At 71.5% G+C, this 17,975-nt stretch carries 20 protein-coding genes, 1 pseudogene and 1 riboswitch; of the genes and pseudogenes, 13 read left to right on the forward strand and 8 right to left on the reverse strand.

The annotated features are described in order from the left end of the window. The first annotated feature begins 65 nt into the window (after positions 1–65). Entirely contained in the window at positions 66–602 is a 537-nt protein-coding gene (locus ABGB14_RS29740) for a hypothetical protein (RefSeq protein ID WP_347647132.1), read from the forward strand. A gap of 82 nt (positions 603–684) precedes the next feature. On the opposite strand, the gene ABGB14_RS29745 is transcribed toward ABGB14_RS29740, so the two are convergent. Together ABGB14_RS29745 and ABGB14_RS29750 are read right to left on the reverse strand one after the other, a co-directional pair. Then, a complete protein-coding gene (locus ABGB14_RS29745) occupies positions 685–1,893 on the reverse strand; it encodes a HAMP domain-containing sensor histidine kinase (RefSeq protein WP_347647133.1) in 1,209 nt (402 codons plus the stop codon). Further along, positions 1,890–2,546, reverse strand: coding sequence for a response regulator transcription factor (locus tag ABGB14_RS29750; RefSeq protein ID WP_347647134.1), 657 nt, complete (start codon positions 2,544–2,546; stop codon positions 1,890–1,892). Before ABGB14_RS29750 ends, ABGB14_RS29745 begins: the two co-directional genes overlap by 4 nt. A gap of 148 nt (positions 2,547–2,694) precedes the next feature. Between ABGB14_RS29750 and ABGB14_RS29755 the strand changes: the two genes are divergently transcribed. From ABGB14_RS29755 to ABGB14_RS29770, 4 genes are read left to right on the forward strand one after another with little or no spacing between them, the layout of a single operon-like run. Next, on the forward strand, positions 2,695–3,231 hold the full coding sequence (locus ABGB14_RS29755; RefSeq protein WP_347647135.1) for a hypothetical protein: 537 nt from the start codon (positions 2,695–2,697) through the stop codon (positions 3,229–3,231). Next, a complete protein-coding gene (locus ABGB14_RS29760) occupies positions 3,231–4,379 on the forward strand; it encodes a peptidoglycan-binding protein (protein WP_347647136.1) in 1,149 nt (382 codons plus the stop codon). Before ABGB14_RS29755 ends, ABGB14_RS29760 begins: the two co-directional genes overlap by 1 nt. Continuing rightward, positions 4,376–5,101: an ABC transporter ATP-binding protein gene (locus ABGB14_RS29765; RefSeq protein ID WP_347647137.1), complete on the forward strand. Its 726-nt coding sequence runs from the start codon at positions 4,376–4,378 to the stop codon at positions 5,099–5,101. Before ABGB14_RS29760 ends, ABGB14_RS29765 begins: the two co-directional genes overlap by 4 nt. Further along, a complete protein-coding gene (locus ABGB14_RS29770) occupies positions 5,101–6,321 on the forward strand; it encodes an ABC transporter permease (protein WP_347647138.1) in 1,221 nt (406 codons plus the stop codon). Before ABGB14_RS29765 ends, ABGB14_RS29770 begins: the two co-directional genes overlap by 1 nt. A gap of 30 nt (positions 6,322–6,351) precedes the next feature. Here the strand turns inward: ABGB14_RS29770 and ABGB14_RS29775 are convergent, their stop codons facing one another. Continuing rightward, complete coding sequence (locus tag ABGB14_RS29775; RefSeq protein WP_347647139.1) at positions 6,352–6,864, reverse strand: VOC family protein; 513 nt, start codon at positions 6,862–6,864, stop codon at positions 6,352–6,354. A 95-nt stretch (positions 6,865–6,959) separates the two neighbouring features. Continuing rightward, on the reverse strand, positions 6,960–7,946 hold the full coding sequence (locus ABGB14_RS29780; RefSeq protein WP_347647140.1) for a rod shape-determining protein: 987 nt from the start codon (positions 7,944–7,946) through the stop codon (positions 6,960–6,962). A gap of 124 nt (positions 7,947–8,070) precedes the next feature. Here ABGB14_RS29780 and ABGB14_RS29785 point away from each other — a divergent pair, with 124 nt between their 5' ends. From ABGB14_RS29785 to ABGB14_RS29800, 4 genes and pseudogenes are all read left to right on the forward strand, one after another. Next, positions 8,071–8,640 carry a class I SAM-dependent methyltransferase gene (locus ABGB14_RS29785; protein ID WP_347647141.1) on the forward strand — a complete coding sequence of 190 codons (570 nt, stop codon included), beginning with the start codon at positions 8,071–8,073 and terminating at the stop codon, positions 8,638–8,640. A 75-nt stretch (positions 8,641–8,715) separates the two neighbouring features. Then, positions 8,716–8,916, forward strand: coding sequence for a DUF5302 domain-containing protein (locus ABGB14_RS29790; protein ID WP_132601313.1), 201 nt, complete (start codon positions 8,716–8,718; stop codon positions 8,914–8,916). A 163-nt stretch (positions 8,917–9,079) separates the two neighbouring features. Further along, a riboswitch (cyclic di-AMP (ydaO/yuaA leader) is annotated at positions 9,080–9,214 on the forward strand. A gap of 177 nt (positions 9,215–9,391) precedes the next feature. Next, complete coding sequence (locus tag ABGB14_RS29795; RefSeq protein ID WP_347647142.1) at positions 9,392–9,919, forward strand: hypothetical protein; 528 nt, start codon at positions 9,392–9,394, stop codon at positions 9,917–9,919. 21 nt (positions 9,920–9,940) lie between these two features. Beyond that, positions 9,941–10,513, forward strand: a pseudogene (locus tag ABGB14_RS29800) (alpha/beta hydrolase); the annotation flags it as partial. A gap of 19 nt (positions 10,514–10,532) precedes the next feature. Here ABGB14_RS29800 and ABGB14_RS29805 read toward each other — a convergent pair. After that, positions 10,533–10,841 carry a helix-turn-helix domain-containing protein gene (locus ABGB14_RS29805; protein ID WP_347647143.1) on the reverse strand — a complete coding sequence of 103 codons (309 nt, stop codon included), beginning with the start codon at positions 10,839–10,841 and terminating at the stop codon, positions 10,533–10,535. 95 nt (positions 10,842–10,936) lie between these two features. On the opposite strand from ABGB14_RS29805, the gene ABGB14_RS29810 reads away from it, so the two are divergent. Then, positions 10,937–11,539 carry an NAD(P)H-binding protein gene (locus ABGB14_RS29810; RefSeq protein WP_347647144.1) on the forward strand — a complete coding sequence of 201 codons (603 nt, stop codon included), beginning with the start codon at positions 10,937–10,939 and terminating at the stop codon, positions 11,537–11,539. Here ABGB14_RS29810 and ABGB14_RS29815 read toward each other — a convergent pair. Continuing rightward, positions 11,533–12,747, reverse strand: a complete 1,215-nt coding sequence (locus tag ABGB14_RS29815; RefSeq protein ID WP_347647145.1) for a DUF4032 domain-containing protein — start codon at positions 12,745–12,747, stop codon at positions 11,533–11,535. The genes ABGB14_RS29810 and ABGB14_RS29815 overlap by 7 nt on opposite strands. Positions 12,748–12,769: 22 nt before the next feature. Between ABGB14_RS29815 and ABGB14_RS29820 the strand changes: the two genes are divergently transcribed. Continuing rightward, positions 12,770–14,338 carry a DUF885 domain-containing protein gene (locus ABGB14_RS29820; RefSeq protein ID WP_347647146.1) on the forward strand — a complete coding sequence of 523 codons (1,569 nt, stop codon included), beginning with the start codon at positions 12,770–12,772 and terminating at the stop codon, positions 14,336–14,338. 45 nt (positions 14,339–14,383) lie between these two features. Here the strand turns inward: ABGB14_RS29820 and ABGB14_RS29825 are convergent, their stop codons facing one another. Continuing rightward, positions 14,384–15,019 carry a class II aldolase/adducin family protein gene (locus ABGB14_RS29825; RefSeq protein WP_347647147.1) on the reverse strand — a complete coding sequence of 212 codons (636 nt, stop codon included), beginning with the start codon at positions 15,017–15,019 and terminating at the stop codon, positions 14,384–14,386. Between the two features lie 37 nt (positions 15,020–15,056). Further along, the gene (locus tag ABGB14_RS29830; protein ID WP_347647148.1) at positions 15,057–15,722 is read right to left on the reverse strand and encodes a TetR/AcrR family transcriptional regulator; all 666 of its coding nucleotides are present in this window, start codon (positions 15,720–15,722) and stop codon (positions 15,057–15,059) included. Between the two features lie 36 nt (positions 15,723–15,758). Between ABGB14_RS29830 and ABGB14_RS29835 the strand changes: the two genes are divergently transcribed. Together ABGB14_RS29835 and ABGB14_RS29840 are read left to right on the forward strand one after the other, a co-directional pair. Continuing rightward, the gene (locus ABGB14_RS29835) at positions 15,759–16,673 is read left to right on the forward strand and encodes a carbohydrate kinase family protein (RefSeq protein WP_347647149.1); all 915 of its coding nucleotides are present in this window, start codon (positions 15,759–15,761) and stop codon (positions 16,671–16,673) included. A 10-nt stretch (positions 16,674–16,683) separates the two neighbouring features. Continuing rightward, the gene (locus ABGB14_RS29840; protein ID WP_347647150.1) at positions 16,684–17,898 is read left to right on the forward strand and encodes an aminotransferase class III-fold pyridoxal phosphate-dependent enzyme; all 1,215 of its coding nucleotides are present in this window, start codon (positions 16,684–16,686) and stop codon (positions 17,896–17,898) included. The last annotated feature ends 77 nt before the right edge of the window (positions 17,899–17,975 follow it).

The following is a 17,975-nucleotide window of genomic DNA, read 5'->3' on the forward strand; positions in this document are numbered from 1 at the left end:
GGCGCTCTCATCAAGCAGCGGCTCCTCCTCTGCAGAGGGGCCCCACCATCACGACCGAGGAGACGATGACCATGGGCAAGGCACTCGTAGCCGTCCTGGCCGGCGGGGCGCTGCTCGCCACCGGCACACCCGCACACGCCCGGACCGTCCGTGCGGAGCAGGCCGCTCAGGCCGTTGAGGGTGCCAAGACCAGGCTGGGCCCCAACGGCTACGGCAAGGTCAGGCTCGGGATGAGCGCGAAGAAGGCGAGGGCGACGGGCAAGGTCGTGCTCAAGATGCCCCTGCGGGGAGGCTCGTGCTCGGGCTGGGACCTGAAGGCGCACCCCACCGGCAAGAACAGCGTGGGCCTGTACATCTCCAAGCGGCGCGGCGTGGCCGTGATCTTCGCCCCGAAGGGGGTCAGGACACCGGAGGGCATCGGCATCGGCTCCACGACCAAGCAGGTCAAGAAGGCGTACCCACGGTGGAAGACCGCCGCGAGCGGCTTCCTTCTCGCCTCCGTGCCGGGCAACAAGAAGGCCTACTACGCCTTCATCGCCTCGAAGAAGGGCACGGTCAAGGAGCTGGCGTTCGGGCTGAACACGCAGGACTGCGTCAACTGAGCAGGGCCTTTCGCCGACGAGGGCGCGGCCAGGTACGACATCGTCACCGTCGAGCCGGGCCGGCTCACGCGGCGGGCACGCGCTAGGCGCGGGGGCGGGGCAGGGAGGCGATCACGACCAGGCCGCCGCCCTCGCGCGGCCGGGCCCGCACCTCGCCGCCGTGCGCGAGCGCCACCGACCGCACGATCGACAGGCCCAGCCCGGCGCTCTTCCCCGTGACCGTCCGTTCGGCCCCGTGCCGGTGGAAGGGCTTGAAGAGCAGCGGGACGTCGTACGGCGGCACGCTCGGGCCGGTGTTGCTGACCTCCACCTCGACCTTCCCGTCCGACACGGTACGGCTCACCACCCGCACCCATCCGGTGCCGTCGTCGAGGTTGTATCGGATGCCGTTCTCCACGAGGTTGTGCACGAGCCGTTCGAGCAGCAGCGCGTCCCCGGTGGTGGGGGCCTGCTCGGCGACCTCGTACATGGTGACCTTGGCCTCGAAGGCGTCGGAGGAGGTGTGGGCGACCACGTGGGTCACCACGTCGGCCAGGTCGACCGGCGACCGGTCCGCGATGTGCTGGTCCGATCTGGCCAGCAGCAGCAGTCCGGAGATGAGGCGTTCGTGGCGGGCGTTGATCTCCAGCAGGTTCTCGCCCAGTTCCTTGACGTCGGGCGTGGCCGTACGCCGGTGCATGGCCAGCTCGACCAGGGCCCGGTTCAGGGTCAGGGGTGTGCGCAGCTCGTGGGAGGCGTTCGCGACGAACCTGCGCTGCCCGTCGAAGGAGTGGTCGAGTCGCTCGACCATGGTGTCGAAGGTGTCGGCGAGCTCCTTGACCTCGTCGTCGGGCCCGTCCAGGGAGATCCGTTCGTGCAGGCCGCGATCGGCCATCGGGGCGGCGGCGATCCTGCGCGCCGTGGCGGTCACCTGGTGCAGCGGCGCCAGCACCCGGCCCGCCACCACCCATCCGAGCACCACTGCGGCGGCCCCGACCACGATCAGCGCGATGACTCCCTGGGTGATCAGCGACGTGACGGCGACGCCGCGCAACTCCATCTCCTGCTGCTCTATGAACTCCCTCGCGGCCTCGCCCGAGAGCTCGACCCCGTCGCGGAGGAGGAAGGTCTTCTTCAACTTGCCGGGCTCCGGCGTGAACCGGCTCTCGAAGTAATGGTTGAGCTGCTGGTTGAACAGGAGATAGGTGACGCCGAGCAGCGTCAGCCCGGCGACCATGAACAGGGCGCCGTAGACGAGGGTGAGCCGCAGCCGGAGCGTCGGCTGCGGGCGTGGCAGACGCAAGAAGATCATGCGATGCGATACCCCACTCCGGGCACGGTCTCCACGACCGGCGGGTCGGCGAGCTTGCGGCGCAGCTTCAGGATGGTGAGCCGGACCGCGCCGGTGAAGGGGTCGGCGTGCTCGTCCCACGCCTTCTCCAGGAGCTGCTCGGCCGAGACGACGGCCCCGTTCGCCCGCATCAGTTCGGCCAGGACGGCGAACTCCTTCTTGGACAACGGTACGAACCGCCCCTTCCGGTACACCTCCCGCCGCGCCGGGTCGAGCGTGATCCCGGCCCGCCGCAGCACGGGCGGCGTCGCGGGGCGGGAGCGCCGGCCCAGCGCCAGCACGCGGGCGGCCAGCTCGGGGAAGGCGAACGGTTTCGGTAAGTAGTCGTCCGCGCCGATGGACAGCCCGGTCACCCGGTCGTCGAGTTGCGCGGCGGCCGTCAGCATCAGCACCCGCGCGTCGGAGTCCGACGCCACGAGCTCCTTGCACACGTCGTCGCCGTGCACGCGCGGCAGGTCGCGGTCCAGCACGACGACGTCGTAGTCGTTGACCGCGATCCGCTCCAGCGCGCTCTCGCCGTCGTGCGCCAGGTCGACCGCGTGGGTCTCGTCCCGCAGCCATTCGGCGATCGCCTCGGCGAGGATTCGCTCGTCTTCCACCACCAGCACTCGCATGGCGTATCCAAGGCCCTTTCATCCGCTTGCCGAGGCCGATTGTGGCGCAAGAGATATTCGCTCGAAGTAAGCCGAAATGGAAACGTCGAGGAAACAGCCGGCTCTATTGCATCTCCCTTCGACGACATTTCGACGGAGGAGAGCTCTGATGCGAGGACGAGTCCTCAGCGCGCTGGCCGTGGCGCCGGTCGCGTTCACCCTGGCCCTGACCGGATGCGGATCCGGCAGCGACGGCGGATCCGATGTGGCGTCGGTGAGCGGCGGCACCGGCAACCAGGCCGCGGCCACCAGCAAGCCGAGCGTGGATCCGCAGGAGCAGGGCCTGAAGTTCGCGCAGTGCATGCGCGAGAACGGCGTGGAGGTCCCCGACCCTGAGCCTGGCAAGGGCGTCAGGATGAAGCTGGAAGCGAAGGGCCAGGAGGATCGGGAGCGGATCGAGAAGGCCCAGGAGGCCTGCAAGGAGTTCGCCCCGAGCGGGCAGAAGTCGGGCCAGGGCGACCCCAAGATGGGCGAGAACCTGCGCAAGCTCGCGCAGTGCATGCGTGACAACGGCGTCGAGAACTACCCCGACCCCGAGGGCGGCATGATGCGCATCACGGGCGAGGTCGGCAAGGACCCCGACTTCAAGGACGCGCAGGCCAAGTGCCAGAAGGAGTCCGCCGACGCCGGTATGGGAGATTCTTGATGGCTCCGGCGACGGACCGGGCCACGCCCCTCGACGGGAAGGCGGAGCCCGGCGCGACGCCCGCCCGCCGCCGACGCGGCGGGCGGGGCAAGCTGGTCGCCGGCCTGCTGGTCGCCGTGGCCGTCGCCGGCGGCGGGCTGATCGCGGTGAACGGCGCCGGCCTGCTGGACGGGAAGGCCGGGCCGACGCAGCCGGCCGGCGCGCTGCCCCCGGCCACCACCGAGGTGACCGAGCAGACCCTGAACGACACCAGGGAGGCCGACGGCGAGCTGGGCTACGGCCCCGTGACCACGGCGGTGAGCAGGAGACCGGGCACGATCACCTGGCTGCCCGACAGCGGCCGGCAGATCACCCGCGGCAAGTCCCTCTACCGGGTCGACAACGAGCCGGTCATGCTGATGTACGGCAAGACGCCCGCGTACCGCGACCTGAAGGCCGGCCTGGAGGGCGACGACGTCGAGGCGCTGGAACGCAACCTCAGCAAGCTCGGCTACGACGGCTTCACCGTCGACGACGAGTACACCTACGACACGGCCGAGGCCGTCATGCAGTGGCAGGAGGATCGAGGGCTGGACGGGACCGGCGTGGTCGAGCTGGGCCGGATCGTCTTCGCGCCCGGCAAGGTGCGGGTGGAGAGCCTGGAGACCGAGGAGGGTCAGCCGACCGCGCCCGGGCAGAAGGTGCTGACCTACACCGGCACGTCCAAGGTGATCACGGTCGACCTGGACGCCGAGGACCAGCGGATGGCCAGGAAGGGGGCCAAGGTCGAGGTCACGCTGCCTGACGGCAGGAGCGTGGACGGCAAGGTGACCGAGGTCGCCACCGTCATCCAGCCCGGCGAGAGTCAGGACGCCGAGCCGGAGACCCGGCTGGAGGCGCTCGTCTCGATCGGCGACTCGAAGGCCGCCAAGGGCCTCGACAAGGCGGCGGTGGACGTGACGTTCACGGCCTCCAAGCGCGAGGACGTCCTGACCGTGCCGGTCGCGGCGCTCGTGGCGCTGCAGGAGGGCGGGTTCGGCCTCGAGGTCATCGAGGGAGGAAGGTCCCGGTACGTCGCGGTGGAGACGGGGTTGTTCGCCGGAGGCCGGGTCGAGGTCAGCGGCGACGGGCTCGCCGAGGGCATGACCGTGGGGATGCCGACGTCATGACGTACCCCATGATCGAGCTGACGGATGTGTCCAGGACCTATCCCGGAGGCGTGGCGGCGCTGCGGTCGGTGTCGCTGCGGATCCGGCACGGCGAGCTGGCCGCCATCGTCGGGCCGTCCGGCTCGGGGAAGTCGACCATGCTCAACGTCGTCGGCACCCTCGACCGGCCCTCCTCGGGGACCGTCCACATCGACGGTTACGACGTCTCGACGTTGTCGGACGGGCAGCTGTCGGCGCTGCGGGCCACCACGATCGGCTTCGTCTTCCAGTCGTTCCACCTCGCCGCGAAGGTCCCCGCGCTGGACAACGTGGCCGACGGGCTCATCTACACGGGCCTGAGCAGGCAGGAGCGGCGCCGCCGCGCGGCGGCCGCGCTGGACCGGGTGGGGCTGGGGCACCGGATGGACCACGAGCCGCACGAGCTGTCCGGTGGTGAACGGCAGCGCGTGGCCATCGCGAGGGCCGTGGCGGGCGACCCGCCGCTGGTGCTGGCGGACGAACCCACCGGGGCGCTGGACTCGGTGTCGGGGACGGGGGTGATGGAGCTGCTGCACGAGCTGAACGCGAGCGGCACGACCATTCTGATCATCACGCACGACCGGGAGATCGCGGCCGGCCTGCCCCGGCAGGTGCGGATGCGCGACGGCCGGATCGTCTCCGACTCCGCCGCCGCCCCGCACGGCGAGCCCTGGCCCCGGCACGCCGGATCAGGGGTGGCGTGATGGCGGGCATCGAGGTGGCGCGGCTCAAGCCGTCGCCGGCCAGGATGCGGCCGGGCGACGTCCTGCGGGTCGGCGCGATCGGTCTGCGCACGCGACCGCTGCGGGCGTTCCTGTCGGCGCTGGGCATCGCGATCGGCATCGCCGCCATGGTCGGCGTCGTCGGGCTCTCGTCCTCGTCGGGCGCCGAGCTCGACCGTACGCTGTCGGCGCTCGGAACCAACCTGCTCACCGTGTCGTCGGGCACCACGCTCATGGGCGAGGCGGCGCAGATGCCGAAGGACGCGGAGGTGATGATCGAACGCATCGGCCCCGTCGAGCGGGCGTCGTCGGTCGGGAAGGTCTCCGAGGCCAAGGTGTACCGGTCGGAGCGGATCCCCGAGGCGCAGACGGGCGGCATCAGCGCGTACGCCGCGAGCCTCGACCTGCCCGCCACGGTGGGCGCGACCCTGAGCAGCGGCACGTGGCTGAACGCGGCCACCGAACGTTACCCCGCCGCCGTGCTCGGTTCCGTCACCGCCCAGCGGCTCGGCATCGGCGCTGCGGGAACGGACACCCAGATCGTCGTCGGCGGCGTGCGGTTCACGGTCGTCGGCGTCCTGAACCCGGTGGCGCTCGCCACCGACCTGGACAGCGGGGTACTGGTCGGATGGCCGGTGGCGGAGTCGAGGCTGGACTTCGACGGCCACCCGACCACGCTCTACACCCGGTCGGATGAGGCCAAGCTGGAGTCGGTACGGCAGGTGCTGGCCGGCACGGCCAACCCCGAGGCGCCGAACGAGGTGGACGTCTCCCGCCCGTCCGACGCGCTGGCCGCCAAGCAGGCGACCAGCCAGGCGTTCGCCAACCTCCTGCTGGGCGTCGGCGCGGTGGCTCTGCTCGTCGGCGGCGTCGGCGTGGCCAACACCATGGTCATCTCGGTGCTCGAACGCCGTGCGGAGATCGGCCTGCGGCGGTCCCTGGGCGCCACGCGCGGCCAGATCCGCACGCAGTTCCTCGCCGAGTCGCTGCTGCTGTCCGCGATGGGCGGGAGCGGGGGGATCCTGCTCGGCACGGGCGTCACCATGGGGTACGCGCTCTACAGCGGCTGGCCGTCCGTGGTGCCGGCCTGGGCCACGGTGGGCGGTCTTGCGGCCACCCTGCTGATCGGCGCCGTGGCCGGCCTCTACCCCGCCATCCGCGCCTCCCGGCTGTCACCGACGGAGGCCCTGTCCACCCCGTGAGCCGCCGGGCGCGGCGGGGCCGGCGGCGCGTCAGGGGCGCCAGCGGCGCAGCCCGGTGTCCTGCTCGTACGGCTGCGCGTCCGGGTAGGTGACCAGCTCCACCACGCTGCCCCAGGGGGTGCGGCAGTGGACGAACCGGTTGCGCCCGCCCGACTCCGGCCCCGGCAGCGGCACCGGCTCGCCCATCGGCGACCCGCCGGCCTCGATCACCCGCTGGACCGCCGCGTCCACGTCGTCCACGTACAGGGCGACGTGCTGCCACCCCAGATCGCACATGAGGACCGGGTCGGCCTGCCGCGGCCCGCCGAACTCGAACAGCTCGATCCCGGGCCCGTTGGGCAGCCGCAGCATGCGGATCGCCACCTCGACCGTCCCCTGGGGCACCCCGAGCCGCCGCTCGACCGCCCACCCTCCCTTCGGTCCGCGCTCCTTGGGCAGGGTGTCGTAGAGCACCTCGGCCCCGAACGCGCGGGCGAAGAACTTCGTCGCCTCGTCGAGGTCGGGCACCGTCACCCCGACGTGGTCGATGCCGTGCACGGTCATGGACTGTCTCCCCTCACCGCCGCCGGGCCGCTGCCGATCCGTCGTCGAGCCGTCGTCGTCCTGACGCCGTCGCGTCGTCCTCTCTCGCGCCGGCGTCACCGGCCGCGGAGCTTGGAGATCAGCCCCAGGTCCTCCGCGCAGCGGCCGAGCCCGAGCGCCACGGACTCCAGCGGCCGCTCCGCCCTGCTCACCGGAATGCCCAGCGCCGCCCGCAACCGCCGGCCGAGCCCGCGCAGCAGCGCGCCGCCGCCCACCACCACCGCGCCGCGGTCGGCGAGATCCACGGAGATCTCGGGCGGGCACTGCTCGACGGTCTCGATCGCGGCCCGCACGATGGACTCGATCGGCTGCCTGGTCGCCTCGTAGATCCGCTGCACGGGCAGCGGCACCGAGCGCTCGCGGCCGGTGTCGCTCTCGCGTCCGCGCACGGTGACCTGCCGATACAGCGGCTTCCACGCGGTGCCGGCGCGCCGCTTGGCCGACTCGGCCTCCTCCTCGTCGAGTTGCAGGCCGTGGTCGCGTTCGACCTGGCGGATGATGGCCCGGTTCATGCCGTCGCCTCCGCCGGGGACCGTGGCGGCCGCGATCACGGAGCCGTGGGAGAGCACGGCGATCCGCGTGGTGTCGCGTCCGATGTCGATCACCATGCGCCCGGCGCAGTCCTTGACCGGCAGGCCCACGCCCAGCGCCGCCGCCAGCGCGTGCGGGATCAGCAGGATCCCCCTGGCCTCCGCCTCGAACGCGATGTCGCGCAGCGCCGCGCGCTCGATGGGGGTGGAGTTGTTCGGCAGCGCCAGCACGACGCGCGGCCTGGAGAACGGGTGCCCGTGCACCTTGCGCAGGAAGTATCTGATCAGGTGCCGGGCGAGTTCGTCGTCGACCGGGAGGCCGCCGCTGACCGGCCAGCGTGTCTCTCCCCGCTCGCCCTGCGCGGCCTCGGCGCCGTACCCGACGACCCGGCCCGTGCGGCTGTCCAGCATGACGGCGGAGGGCTCGTCGAGCACGATGCCTCTGCCCTTGACGTAGATCCGGGTGCTCGCGGCACCCAGATCCATCGCCAGGTCATGACCGAGCACGTTCATCGCGGACCGTCCATCGTGGCGCCTGGGGCGTCGACCAACATGCGGGGTGTATTTCCTGGGCCACTCCAACACAACACCAGGAACCGAACGGTCTCCTTTTACCCGGCGGCGTACGATTCGGGTCGTGCTCGACTATGACCTCGAAGCCGCACATTACGACGAGACCCGTGGCGGTCTGCCGCGGGCCGAGGCCGCCGCGGAGGCCGTGCGCGCTCTGCTGCCCGGGGGCACGCTGCTCGACGTCGCGTGCGGCACCGGGCTGGTGAGCAGGGAACTGGCCGGGCGTGGCCTGCGGGTGCTCGGCGTGGACGCCTCCGCCGGCATGGCGCGGGTCGCCGCGCGGCGCGTGCACGTGGTCCTGGGTGACGGCTGCGCGTTACCCGTACGCGACGGGTCGGTCGACGCGGTCACCACGATCTGGCTGCTGCACCTGCTCGACGACGCCCGCCCGGTGATCGCCGAGGCCGCGCGCGTGGTGCGGCCGGGCGGGGTGTACGTCACGACGGTGGACAAGCGCGCCGCCCACGGGCCTGGAGGGCGGCGGCGTCCCGCCGACGGCCGGGAACTGGTCGTGGCGGAGGCGGTCCGGCACGGTCTGCGCCAGGCCGGCGAGACCACGTTCGTGGGTCACGGGCAGGGGCGGGACGGGCCGGACCCGGTGTTCCGGCTGCTGGCGTTCACCCGCGACGGGTGACAGGGCGGAGTCGGTTTCGCATCGAAAGCGACGCCGTGCGAAGCTGTGGTTGTCCCCAACACCATGGAGGTCCTCATGGCGGAATCACCGGAGCCGGAAGTCAGCGAAACTCCCGAGGACGAGATGAAGCGCAAGTTCCGCGAAGCACTGGAGCGCAAGCGCAACCAGCACGCGGGCTCCGGCGCTGGTGGCAGGGGCGTCGACCCATCGAAGATTCACGGGGCGCACGGCCCGGCTGCGAGTAAGAGATCGTTCAGGCGCAAGAGCGGCGGCTGAGCCGGAAAGGACTGAGGGGGTACGGCATGCCGTACCCCCTTTCGTATTCCCGCGCAAGGTAGATCTTTGCCCGGTTCATGGCGAATCGTTTGCGTATGTCCGATTCGCTGCTAGAGTTGCCGCCATTACCAGCCGGTGACCTGGCCCTTACCCAAGAGAGGGCCTCCGGCTGGCGCCGAATCCCGACTCGATCGGGAACCGGGGACCCACCTCACTGGGGTGAATCCGGCCCGTGCCGGTAGGGCATCTCCACGCCCGAACCCGTCAGCTAACCCGGTAGGTGTGATGGAGAGGACAGAACGCATGTATGACCGCAGCGCACCCCCGAATCGCGTAGCGCCGGCCGCCGCCTGAGCGGCCTCCCTTCCCCCCTTTCTTTCCCTCGCCCGATGTAGTCGCTCGGGCGTGCCGCAGCGCCGTGCCCTCTTGCCGGCGTGCCTCCCCCTCGTCCCCTCGCGAAGGACTTCACACTTTCATGTCTCCCCGTTTTGGCCTGCGTTCCCTTGCCCTGCTCACCGCCTCCGCCGTCGGCTCGATGAGCGTCGTCTGCACCGCGGCACACGCCGATCCCGGCGCCGAGGAGAAGGCCCTGTACAAGGGCTCCACCACGGCGTCGTACTTCTGGGACGACGGCTCGGGCAGGGCGGGCGACACCGGCCTGCCCGCCAGCGGCAAGCCGATGCAGAAAGGCATGGCCGCCAGCCCGAGCTGGCCGCTGCTGACCGAGGGGTACGTGATCTACAAGGGCAAGAAGATGCCCTTCTTCGTCGGGGACAGAGGGCCGGGGGAGCCCTCCAGCCGCGGCATCATGCTGGATCTCGACGCCAAGACGTTCGCCGACCTGACCGGCGGCACCTTCAACTCCCGCTCGCTGATGGTCAACGGCAACGGCGGCAAGGGGCACATCAAGATCGACTATGTCATCACCAAGTGGGGTGACGGCCTGGGCAAGAAGGGGCGGCCGGTGCCCTTCTCGACCGGCGCCTACGCCCGGCGGGGCTGACTTTACGAACGCGACACCGCGGGCTTCATGGACGCCATCGGCTGGCCGGCCGCCCACGTGGTCGGCGCGTCCATGGGCGGGATGATCGCCCAGTCCCTGGCCATCCGGCATCCGGCACGGGTGCTGACCCTGACCTCGATCATGTCGACGCCCGGCCACACGGTCGCTCCGCCGACGGAGGCCGCGTTCGCGGCCCTGACCGCCCGCCCCGCCGCCGAGCGCGCGGCCGTCATGGCGCAGGCGCTGGAGACGTACGCGGTGATCGGCTCGCCCGGCTACGCGATGGACCGGGAGCGGGTCGTCCGGAGGGCCGGGCGCGCGTTCGACCGCTGCTTCGACCCGGCGGGCACGGGCCGGCAGCTGGCCGCGATCATGGCTTCGGGTGACCGTACGGACCTGCTGGCGAGCCTCACCATGCCGGCGCTGGTGCTGCACGGGGAGGACGACCCGCTGGTCCCGGTCGAGGGCGGCCGGGCCACGGCGGCGGCCATTCCCGGCGCCCGGCTGGTGACCTATCCGGGCATGGGACACGACCTGCCCGAGCCGCTCTGGCCGGAGATCGCCCGCGAGATCACCAAGCTGACCGCCGCCTGACCGCGCGGCCGCTCCCGGGCTACGCGGACCGCTCCCGGCGCCGGAGGATCTCGGCCACGTGGGTCTCGGCCCACGCGGCCACCGCCGCGATCGGGGTGTGCAGGGAGCGGCCGAGGTCGGTCAGCCCGTACTCCACCCGCGGTGGCACCTCCGCGAACACCTCGCGCGTGATCAGCCCGTCCTGCTCCATGGTCCGCAACGTCTGTGTCAGCACCTTGGGCGTGACCCCGCCGATCCGCGAGCGCAGCCGGGTGAAGCGCATCGGCCCGTCGGCGAGGCAGAGCAGCACCAGTGCCGACCATTTGTCGCCGATCCGATCGAGAACCACCCGCGTCGGGCAATTCGGGTCGAAGACATCACCGGTATCCACAAGGTACTTATAGCACGGTGAAGTAACCAGTATCCGATGGATATCGTGACGCCATGAAGATCCTGCTTTTCGGCGCGACCGGCATGCTCGGTCAGCGCATAGCCGCCGAACTGGCCGGTCGCGGGCACGACGTGACCGGCCTCAGCCGCAGCGGGCCCGTCAAGGGCGACGTCCGCGACGCCGCCACGCTGGCCAAGGGCCACGACGCCGTCGTCTCCGCCATCGCGCCGCCGCGCGACGGCACCGAGCCGGGACCGCCCTTCCTCGCCGCCAACCGCGCCCTCATCGAGGGTGTGCGCGCGGCCGGGGTGCGCCGGCTCATCGTCGTGGGCGGCGCCGGCAGCCTCAAGGTCCCGTCCGGTGTCGACCTGGTCGACACGCCCGGCTTCCCCGAGAGCCTGAAAAAGGAGGCGCTGGCCGCTCGTGCCGCGCTCGAGCTCTACCGGGAGGTCACGGACCTCGACTGGACCTACGTCTCGCCGGCCGCGGAGCTCGCGCCGGGCGAGCGTACGGGCGCCTTCCGTCTCGGCGGCGACATGCTGCTGACCGACGAGCGGGGCCGCAGCGCCATCAGCGCCGAGGACCTCGCGGTCGCGATCGCCGACGAGGTGGAGCAGAACGCCCACCCGCGCAGCCGCATCACCGCCGCCTACTGAGCCCGAGCGTCCTCGTCGGGGAGCAGGGCCTTCTCGTCGGGCTTGTGCACGAGCACGTTGTCCACGTACGACTTCACGGCCGCGGCCAGTCCCACGTCGGCGTCCGCGCCCTCCGACAGGTACCAGCGATGGTCGAGGATCTCGTGGAAGAGCTGCGCGGGCTCCAGCTTCCCGCGCAGCCCGGCGGGGATCGCCTCGACCGTGGGCTGGAACACCTCCGCCAGCCACCGGTGCGCCACGATGGCCTCGTCCTCGTGCCGCAGGCCCTTGGCGACCCGGAAGCCGTCGAGGTCGTTGAGCAGCCGCCGCGCCTGGTTCTCCTCCACGTCGAGCCCGGTCAGCCTGAGCAACCGCCGCTGGTGGTGCCCCGCGTCCACGACCTTGGGGCGTACGATCAGCCGTCCGGTGCCGACCTTGCGCCGCACCATCATCTCGGCCACGTCGAAGCCGAGCAGGTTGAGCCGTCTGATCCGCTGCTCCACCCGGTGCCAGTCGACCTCCTCGATGATCTCGCTCTGGGTGATCTCGTCCCACAGGCGGTGGTAGCGGGCGACGATGTCCTCGGCGGTGTCCATGGGGTCGATCGACGGGTGCAGCAGCCCGCCGGCCTCCAGGTCGAGCATCTCGCCGAAGATGTTCGTGTGCGCCACGTCGATGTCGCCGCGCCGCTGCCCCTCGCTGATCATCGGGTGCATCTCGCCGGTCTCGGCGTCCACGAGGTAGGCCGCGAAGGCCCCCGCGTCCCTGCGGAACAACGTGTTGGACAGCGAGCAGTCCCCCCAGTAGAAGCCGTTCAGGTGCAGCCTGACCAGCAGCACGGCCAGCGCGTCCAGCAGGCGGGTGAGCGTGTCGGGGCGCAGGGTGCCCGACATGACCGCGCGGTAGGGGAGCGAGAACTGCAGGTGCCTGGTGATCAGTGCCGCGTCGAGCCCGTTCTCGCGGCCGGTGACGTACGCGACGGGCTCCACGGAGGGGGCGTCGAGCCGGGCGAGGTCCCACAACAACTGGTATTCGCGCTTGGCGTACCGCTCGCTGATCTCCTTGATCGCGTACACCTTGCCGGACAGCCTGGCGAACCGCACCACGTGACGCGAGATGCCGCGGGGCAGATCCACCAGGTGACGCTGCGGCCAGTCTTGGAGGGGCACCTCCCAGGGGAGGCGGATCAGGTCAGGGTCGCCTAGCGCGCCGGTGATCTGCAGGGGCATTTCATCAGGATATGGTGCACCGGTGGACGAGTTTCTCAAGTGGTACTTTTCCGACCGTCCCGTCATCGCCAGCACTTTGGGGGCGGACGGCTACGATCACACCCTCGGCGATTTCACCGCCACCGCCTGGACCGCCCGCGAGCAGGAGGAGGTCCGCTGGCACGACCGCCTGTCGGCACTCGAGACCACGTCGCTCGACGACACGATCGACAGAGACCTGGTGCTCTCCCAGCTGAGAGGCTCGATCGCGCTGGCGTCCTGGCCCGCATGGCGGCGCGACCCCGCCACCTACCTGTCCGCGATCTTCGCCTCGATGTTCACGCCGTTCCAGCACCGCCTCAAGCCGGAGCCCGAGCTGGTGACGGCCGCCGTCTCCCGTCTCGCCGAGGTGCCCGGCGTGCTGGCCGCCTGCCGCGCCAACCTGGACCCCGACCTGGCGGCCCCGCTGCTGGTCCAGCGCGGGCTCGGCCAGGCCCGCACCGGCCGCAACTTCCTCACCCGCACGATCCCGTCCATGGTCCAGGACGAGGCCCTGCGCGCGACGCTCGCCGAGGCCGCCGAGCCCGCCGCCCGGGCGTTCGACGAGCTCGTCACCTTCCTGGAGGGCTTCGAGTGCGGCGGCAGCTGGCGGATGGGGGAGAAGCTCTACTCCACGCTGCTGCGCGAGCGCGAGATGCTCGCGTACGGCGCCGCCGAACTGCACGAGAAGGGCAAGGCCGCCTGGGCGGAGCTGGACGCGCGGATGCGCCAGGTCGCGCTCGGGGTCAACGGCGGCGAGGACTGGCGGGCGGCCATGGAGTCCCTCATGGACGACCACCCGCCGACGCTGGCCGACATGCGCGCCGAATACGAGGCGGAGACCCGGCGGGCCCGCGCGTTCGTCAAGGAGCACGACCTGGTCACGTTCGCCGACGGCGAGGAGTGCCACGTGCTGCCGTCGGCCGAGTACACGCGGCCCGTCCTGTCCGTCGCCCACTACCTGTCGCCGCCGCCGCTGAGCGCCTCACGCACGGGTGTCTTCTTCGTCCCCTACACGCCCGACGACTTCACCCCCGAGCAGGTACGCCAGCGCCTGCGCACCAACTCGCGGGCCCAGATGCCGTCGATCGCCGTCCACGAGGCCTACCCGGGGCACCACTGGCATCTGTCGTACATGGCGGGCAATCCGCGCCCGGTCAGGAAGGTCTTCCGCACCCCGTACTTCACGGAAGGCTGGGCCCTGTACGTCGAGAAGGTCCTGCACGAGCAGGGCTACTTCGACACCCCCGCCACGGAGCTGGCCCATCTCGACTGCCGGATCTTCCGCGCCGCCCGGATCGTGGTGGACACCGCGCTGCACTGCGAGGACATGTCCGTCGAGGAGGCCGAGACGTTCATGGCCACGAAGGCGTCGCTGTCGCCGGGGACCGCCCAGGGCGAGGTGAACCGCTACTGCGCCTGGCCCACGCAGGCGCCGTCCTACCTCACGGGCGCGATCGAGATCGACCGGATCCGGGAGTCGTTCCGCGGCACGCCGAAGGAGTTCCACGACCGGATCGCCGGGTCAGGGGGCCTGCCCCTGGGCCTGGCCGAGCAGGCCGCGCTCGCCTGACCGTCACCGGCGGTGCGTTCGGACCGCACGGCCGGGCCGGGCGGGTCAGGGGCGGCGGGGGAAGGCCGGCGGGTTGAGGGCGCGGTCGACGACGGCGGCGAGCTGCTCGTCCGTGAGGATGGCCGGCTTGCCGACGCCGAGCCCTCTGACGTACACCTCGCACAACCACTCCAGCAGGCGGGTCGCCTCGAACGCCTGCTCCAGCGTCGGCCCGATGGTCACCCCGCCGTGGTTGGCCATCAGGGCCGCCTGCTTGCCCACCAGCGCCGCCCGTACGTTGGCGGCCAGCTCGGGAGTGCCGTACGTGGCGTATTCGGCGACCTTGACCACGCCGCCGAGCGCCAGCGCGTTGTAGTGCACCGGCGGCAGCTCCGTCATCGTGGTGGCCACGACCGTCCCGAACACGGAGTGCGTGTGCACCACGGCCAGCGCGTCCGTGGCCTCGTAGACGGCCAGGTGCATGGGGGTCTCGCTGGACGGCTGGGCGTCGCCTTCGACGAGGTGGCCCGAGACGTCCACGATCGGGCACAACTCGGGCGTCAGCCGGTCGAGCGCCACCCCTGAGGGCGTGACCGCCACCAGGTCGCCCTGGCGCACGCTCAGGTTGCCCGAGGTGCCGATGACCAGGCCGAGCTCGACGGCCCGCCGCCCGTACTCGCACAGCTGCTCGCGGAGGCTCATGTGCGTCGAATGTAGCGGGTCGTCCGAAAAGCGGCAATTAGCGGCGGTCGAGGGCGCCCAGCATGATGCGTTCCGCGCCCTCCCGGGTGAGCCGGCCGGGGTAGAGCAGCAGGTGCAGGCTGAGGCCGTCCACCAGGGCGAGCAGGTGCTCGGCGAGGTCGTCCAGCTCGTCGTCCCGGTACTCGTCCCGGTGATCGTCGCAGTGCTCGTCCCGGTGGCCGTCCGGGCGCAGCTCGCCGGCCGCGCGGGCCTGCCCGAGCAGGTCGCGTACGGCGGCGCGCAGCTCGGCCGCCTCCGCCCGCTGGACCTCGGCCAGGCGTTCGGAGGTCAGGCTGCGGCTCCAGAAGCTGACCTCGAGCCGGGTCTCCCGGCCGCGCTCGTCGTCCAGCGGCAGGTTGTCGAGCAGCAGCTCGCGCAGCGCGGCCAGCCCTGTCGCGCCCTCGACCTTGGCGGTCAGCCGGGCGCGGATGCGCTGGTGCGACTGGCGCAGCGCAGAGAGCAGGATCTCGTCCTTGTCAGCGAAGTAGTGGGCGAGGACCCCGTTGGAGTAGCCGGCCTCCTTGGCGATGGCCCGCGTGGTGGCGGCGTCGATGCCGTCCCTGACGATCACCCGGCCGGCCGCCGCCATGACCTCGCGCCTGCGTTCGTCGTGGTCGACGATTTTCGGCATCGGGTAGCCCCTCTCGTAGGCGTACCTCACCATATTGACTTTTTATTCGGACGTCTGTCTATTTAAACCATGACCGTCGCCACCGTCGGCGTGCACATCGTCGACATCCTCGCCAGACCCGTCGAGCACATCCCCGACGGCCAGGACACCGTGCTGGTCGACCAGATCCGCCTCACCGCCGCGGGCGCCGCCGCGGGAACGGCGGTCGACCTGGTCAAGCTGGGCAACTCCGTGGTCACCATGGGCGCCGTCGGCGACGACGAGCTGGGCGACTTCCTGCTGGCGGTGCTCACCAAGCGCGGCGTGGACGTCTCGCGCCTCGCCCGCAGGGCGGGGGAGCAGACCGCCGCGTCGATCCTGCCCATCAGGCCCGAGGGCGGCCGGCCCAGCTTTCACGTGCCCGGCGCGAACCTCGGGGTGACGTACGCCGACCTGGACCGCGAAGTGCTGCGGGGCGCGCGGGCGATCCACCTCGGCGGGATGGACGTCACGTTCGGCCTGGGCGACCCGGCCTTCTTCGCGCTCCTGGACGAGGTACGCGCGGCCGGGACGATCGTCACGATGGACCTGCTTTCGGAGATGCCCGACCTGCTGGACATGGCCACGGCGTTCCTGCCCCACGTGGACTACGTCCTGCCCAACGAGTCGCAGGCCCTCCTCATGACGGGCGCCACCGACGTCGCGGCGGCCGCGGACGCCCTGCTGGCCCGCGGGCCGCGCGGCGTGCTCGTCACCCTCGGCGCGGCGGGCAGCCTCGTCGTGACCGCGGACGGCGCGGAGCGGGTGCCCGCGATCAAGGCGGAGGTGGCCGACACGACCGGCTGCGGCGACGCCTACTGCGCCGGCTTCCTCACGGGCCTGCTGCACGGCCAGGACGTGCCGGTCGCCGCCCGCTGGGGCACGGCCGCCGCCGCCCGCGTGGCCACCGGCCTCGGCTCGGACGCCGGCCTCACCGACCTCGCATCCACCCTCAGCCTCCTGTAAGGACCCCAAGATGACCGACGCAGAACTCCGCCGCAGGGCCTCGAAGGTCGTCCCCGGCGGCATGTACGGCCACCTCAACGCCGCCCTGTTCGCCCCCGGCTTCCCGCAGTTCTTCGAACGCGGCGAGGGCTGCCGGCAGTGGGACGCCGACGGCAGGGAGTACATCGACTTCATGTGCAGCTGGGGCCCCGTCGTGCTCGGGCACCGGCACCCCCGTGTGGAGGAGGCCGCCGCCCGCCAGGCCGCGCTCGGCGACTGCCTCAACGGGCCCGGGCCGATCATGGTGGAGCTGGCCGAGCTGCTGGTGGACACGGTGCCGAGCGCCGACTGGGCGATGTTCTCCAAGAACGGCACCGACGCCACCACGCAGGCGCTCATGGTCGCCAGGGCCGCCACCGGGCGGGCGAAGGTGCTGATGGCGCACGGCGCCTACCACGGGGCCGACCCCTGGTGCACGCCGTCACCCGCGGGCACGACGCCGAACGAGCGGGCCGACCTGGTGGAGTTCACCTACAACTCGCTGGAGTCGCTGGAGGCCGCCGCGGCGACCGTGGAAGGGGACGTGGCGGCGATCATCGTCACCCCCTTCAAACACGACTCGTTCGAGGACCAGGAACTGGTGGAGCCGGCCTTCGCCCGCGGCGCCCGCGCCCTGGCGGACCGACTCGGGGCCGCCCTGGTGATCGACGACGTGCGGGCCGGGTTCCGCGTCGACCTGCGCGGCTCGTGGGAGCCGTACGGGGTGCGCCCCGACCTGACGGCCTGGTCCAAGGCGATGGCCAACGGCTACCCGATCGCCGCCGTGACCGGCACGGACGCGCTGCGCGGCCCGGCGCAGACGCTGTACTCGACGGGGTCGTTCTGGTTCTCGGCGGTCGCGATGGCGGCGGCCAAGGCCACCATCGAGACCCTGCGCGACACGGACGGCATCGCCGCCATGGAGCGGGCGGGCGCGCGACTGCGCGAGGGGCTCTACGCGCAGGCCAAGTCGCACGGGTTCGCCGTGAACCAGACGGGACCGGTCACGATCCCGTGGCTCAGCTTCGACGGCGACGCCGACCTGTCCGTGGCGATGCACTGGAGCGACGCCTGCCTGCGGCACGGCGTCTACCTGCACCCGTGGCACAACTGGTTCATGTCGGCGGCGCACACGGAGGACGACGTGGCCAAGGCTTTGGAAGGCACGGACCGGGCGTTCGCGGAAACCCGCGCCCACGTCGGCTGACGGCCGCCACACAACCTGGTACCGGTTCCCCCAACACGTTATGTGATCGGCCGGTCACTCGTTAGAGTGGGTGCCTC

The organism is Nonomuraea sp. B10E15, assembly GCF_039871615.1.
Classification (GTDB): Bacteria; Actinomycetota; Actinomycetes; order Streptosporangiales; family Streptosporangiaceae; genus Nonomuraea.

Excerpts from the sequence above, each read along its gene's own strand:
- ABGB14_RS29740 (WP_347647132.1), top strand. The coding sequence starts at position 66 with ATGACCATGGGCAAGGCACTCGTAGCCGTCCTGGCCGGCGGGGCGCTG.
- ABGB14_RS29745 (WP_347647133.1), bottom strand. The coding sequence starts at position 1,893 with ATGATCTTCTTGCGTCTGCCACGCCCGCAGCCGACGCTCCGGCTGCGG.
- ABGB14_RS29750 (WP_347647134.1), bottom strand. The coding sequence starts at position 2,546 with ATGCGAGTGCTGGTGGTGGAAGACGAGCGAATCCTCGCCGAGGCGATC.
- ABGB14_RS29755 (WP_347647135.1), top strand. The coding sequence starts at position 2,695 with ATGCGAGGACGAGTCCTCAGCGCGCTGGCCGTGGCGCCGGTCGCGTTC.
- ABGB14_RS29760 (WP_347647136.1), top strand. The coding sequence starts at position 3,231 with ATGGCTCCGGCGACGGACCGGGCCACGCCCCTCGACGGGAAGGCGGAG.
- ABGB14_RS29765 (WP_347647137.1), top strand. The coding sequence starts at position 4,376 with ATGACGTACCCCATGATCGAGCTGACGGATGTGTCCAGGACCTATCCC.
- ABGB14_RS29770 (WP_347647138.1), top strand. The coding sequence starts at position 5,101 with ATGGCGGGCATCGAGGTGGCGCGGCTCAAGCCGTCGCCGGCCAGGATG.
- ABGB14_RS29775 (WP_347647139.1), bottom strand. The coding sequence starts at position 6,864 with ATGACCGTGCACGGCATCGACCACGTCGGGGTGACGGTGCCCGACCTC.
- ABGB14_RS29780 (WP_347647140.1), bottom strand. The coding sequence starts at position 7,946 with ATGAACGTGCTCGGTCATGACCTGGCGATGGATCTGGGTGCCGCGAGC.
- ABGB14_RS29790 (WP_132601313.1), top strand. The coding sequence starts at position 8,716 with ATGGCGGAATCACCGGAGCCGGAAGTCAGCGAAACTCCCGAGGACGAG.
- ABGB14_RS29795 (WP_347647142.1), top strand. The coding sequence starts at position 9,392 with ATGTCTCCCCGTTTTGGCCTGCGTTCCCTTGCCCTGCTCACCGCCTCC.
- ABGB14_RS29810 (WP_347647144.1), top strand. The coding sequence starts at position 10,937 with ATGAAGATCCTGCTTTTCGGCGCGACCGGCATGCTCGGTCAGCGCATA.
- ABGB14_RS29815 (WP_347647145.1), bottom strand. The coding sequence starts at position 12,747 with ATGCCCCTGCAGATCACCGGCGCGCTAGGCGACCCTGACCTGATCCGC.
- ABGB14_RS29825 (WP_347647147.1), bottom strand. The coding sequence starts at position 15,019 with ATGAGCCTCCGCGAGCAGCTGTGCGAGTACGGGCGGCGGGCCGTCGAG.
- ABGB14_RS29830 (WP_347647148.1), bottom strand. The coding sequence starts at position 15,722 with ATGGTGAGGTACGCCTACGAGAGGGGCTACCCGATGCCGAAAATCGTC.
- ABGB14_RS29835 (WP_347647149.1), top strand. The coding sequence starts at position 15,759 with ATGACCGTCGCCACCGTCGGCGTGCACATCGTCGACATCCTCGCCAGA.
- ABGB14_RS29840 (WP_347647150.1), top strand. The coding sequence starts at position 16,684 with ATGACCGACGCAGAACTCCGCCGCAGGGCCTCGAAGGTCGTCCCCGGC.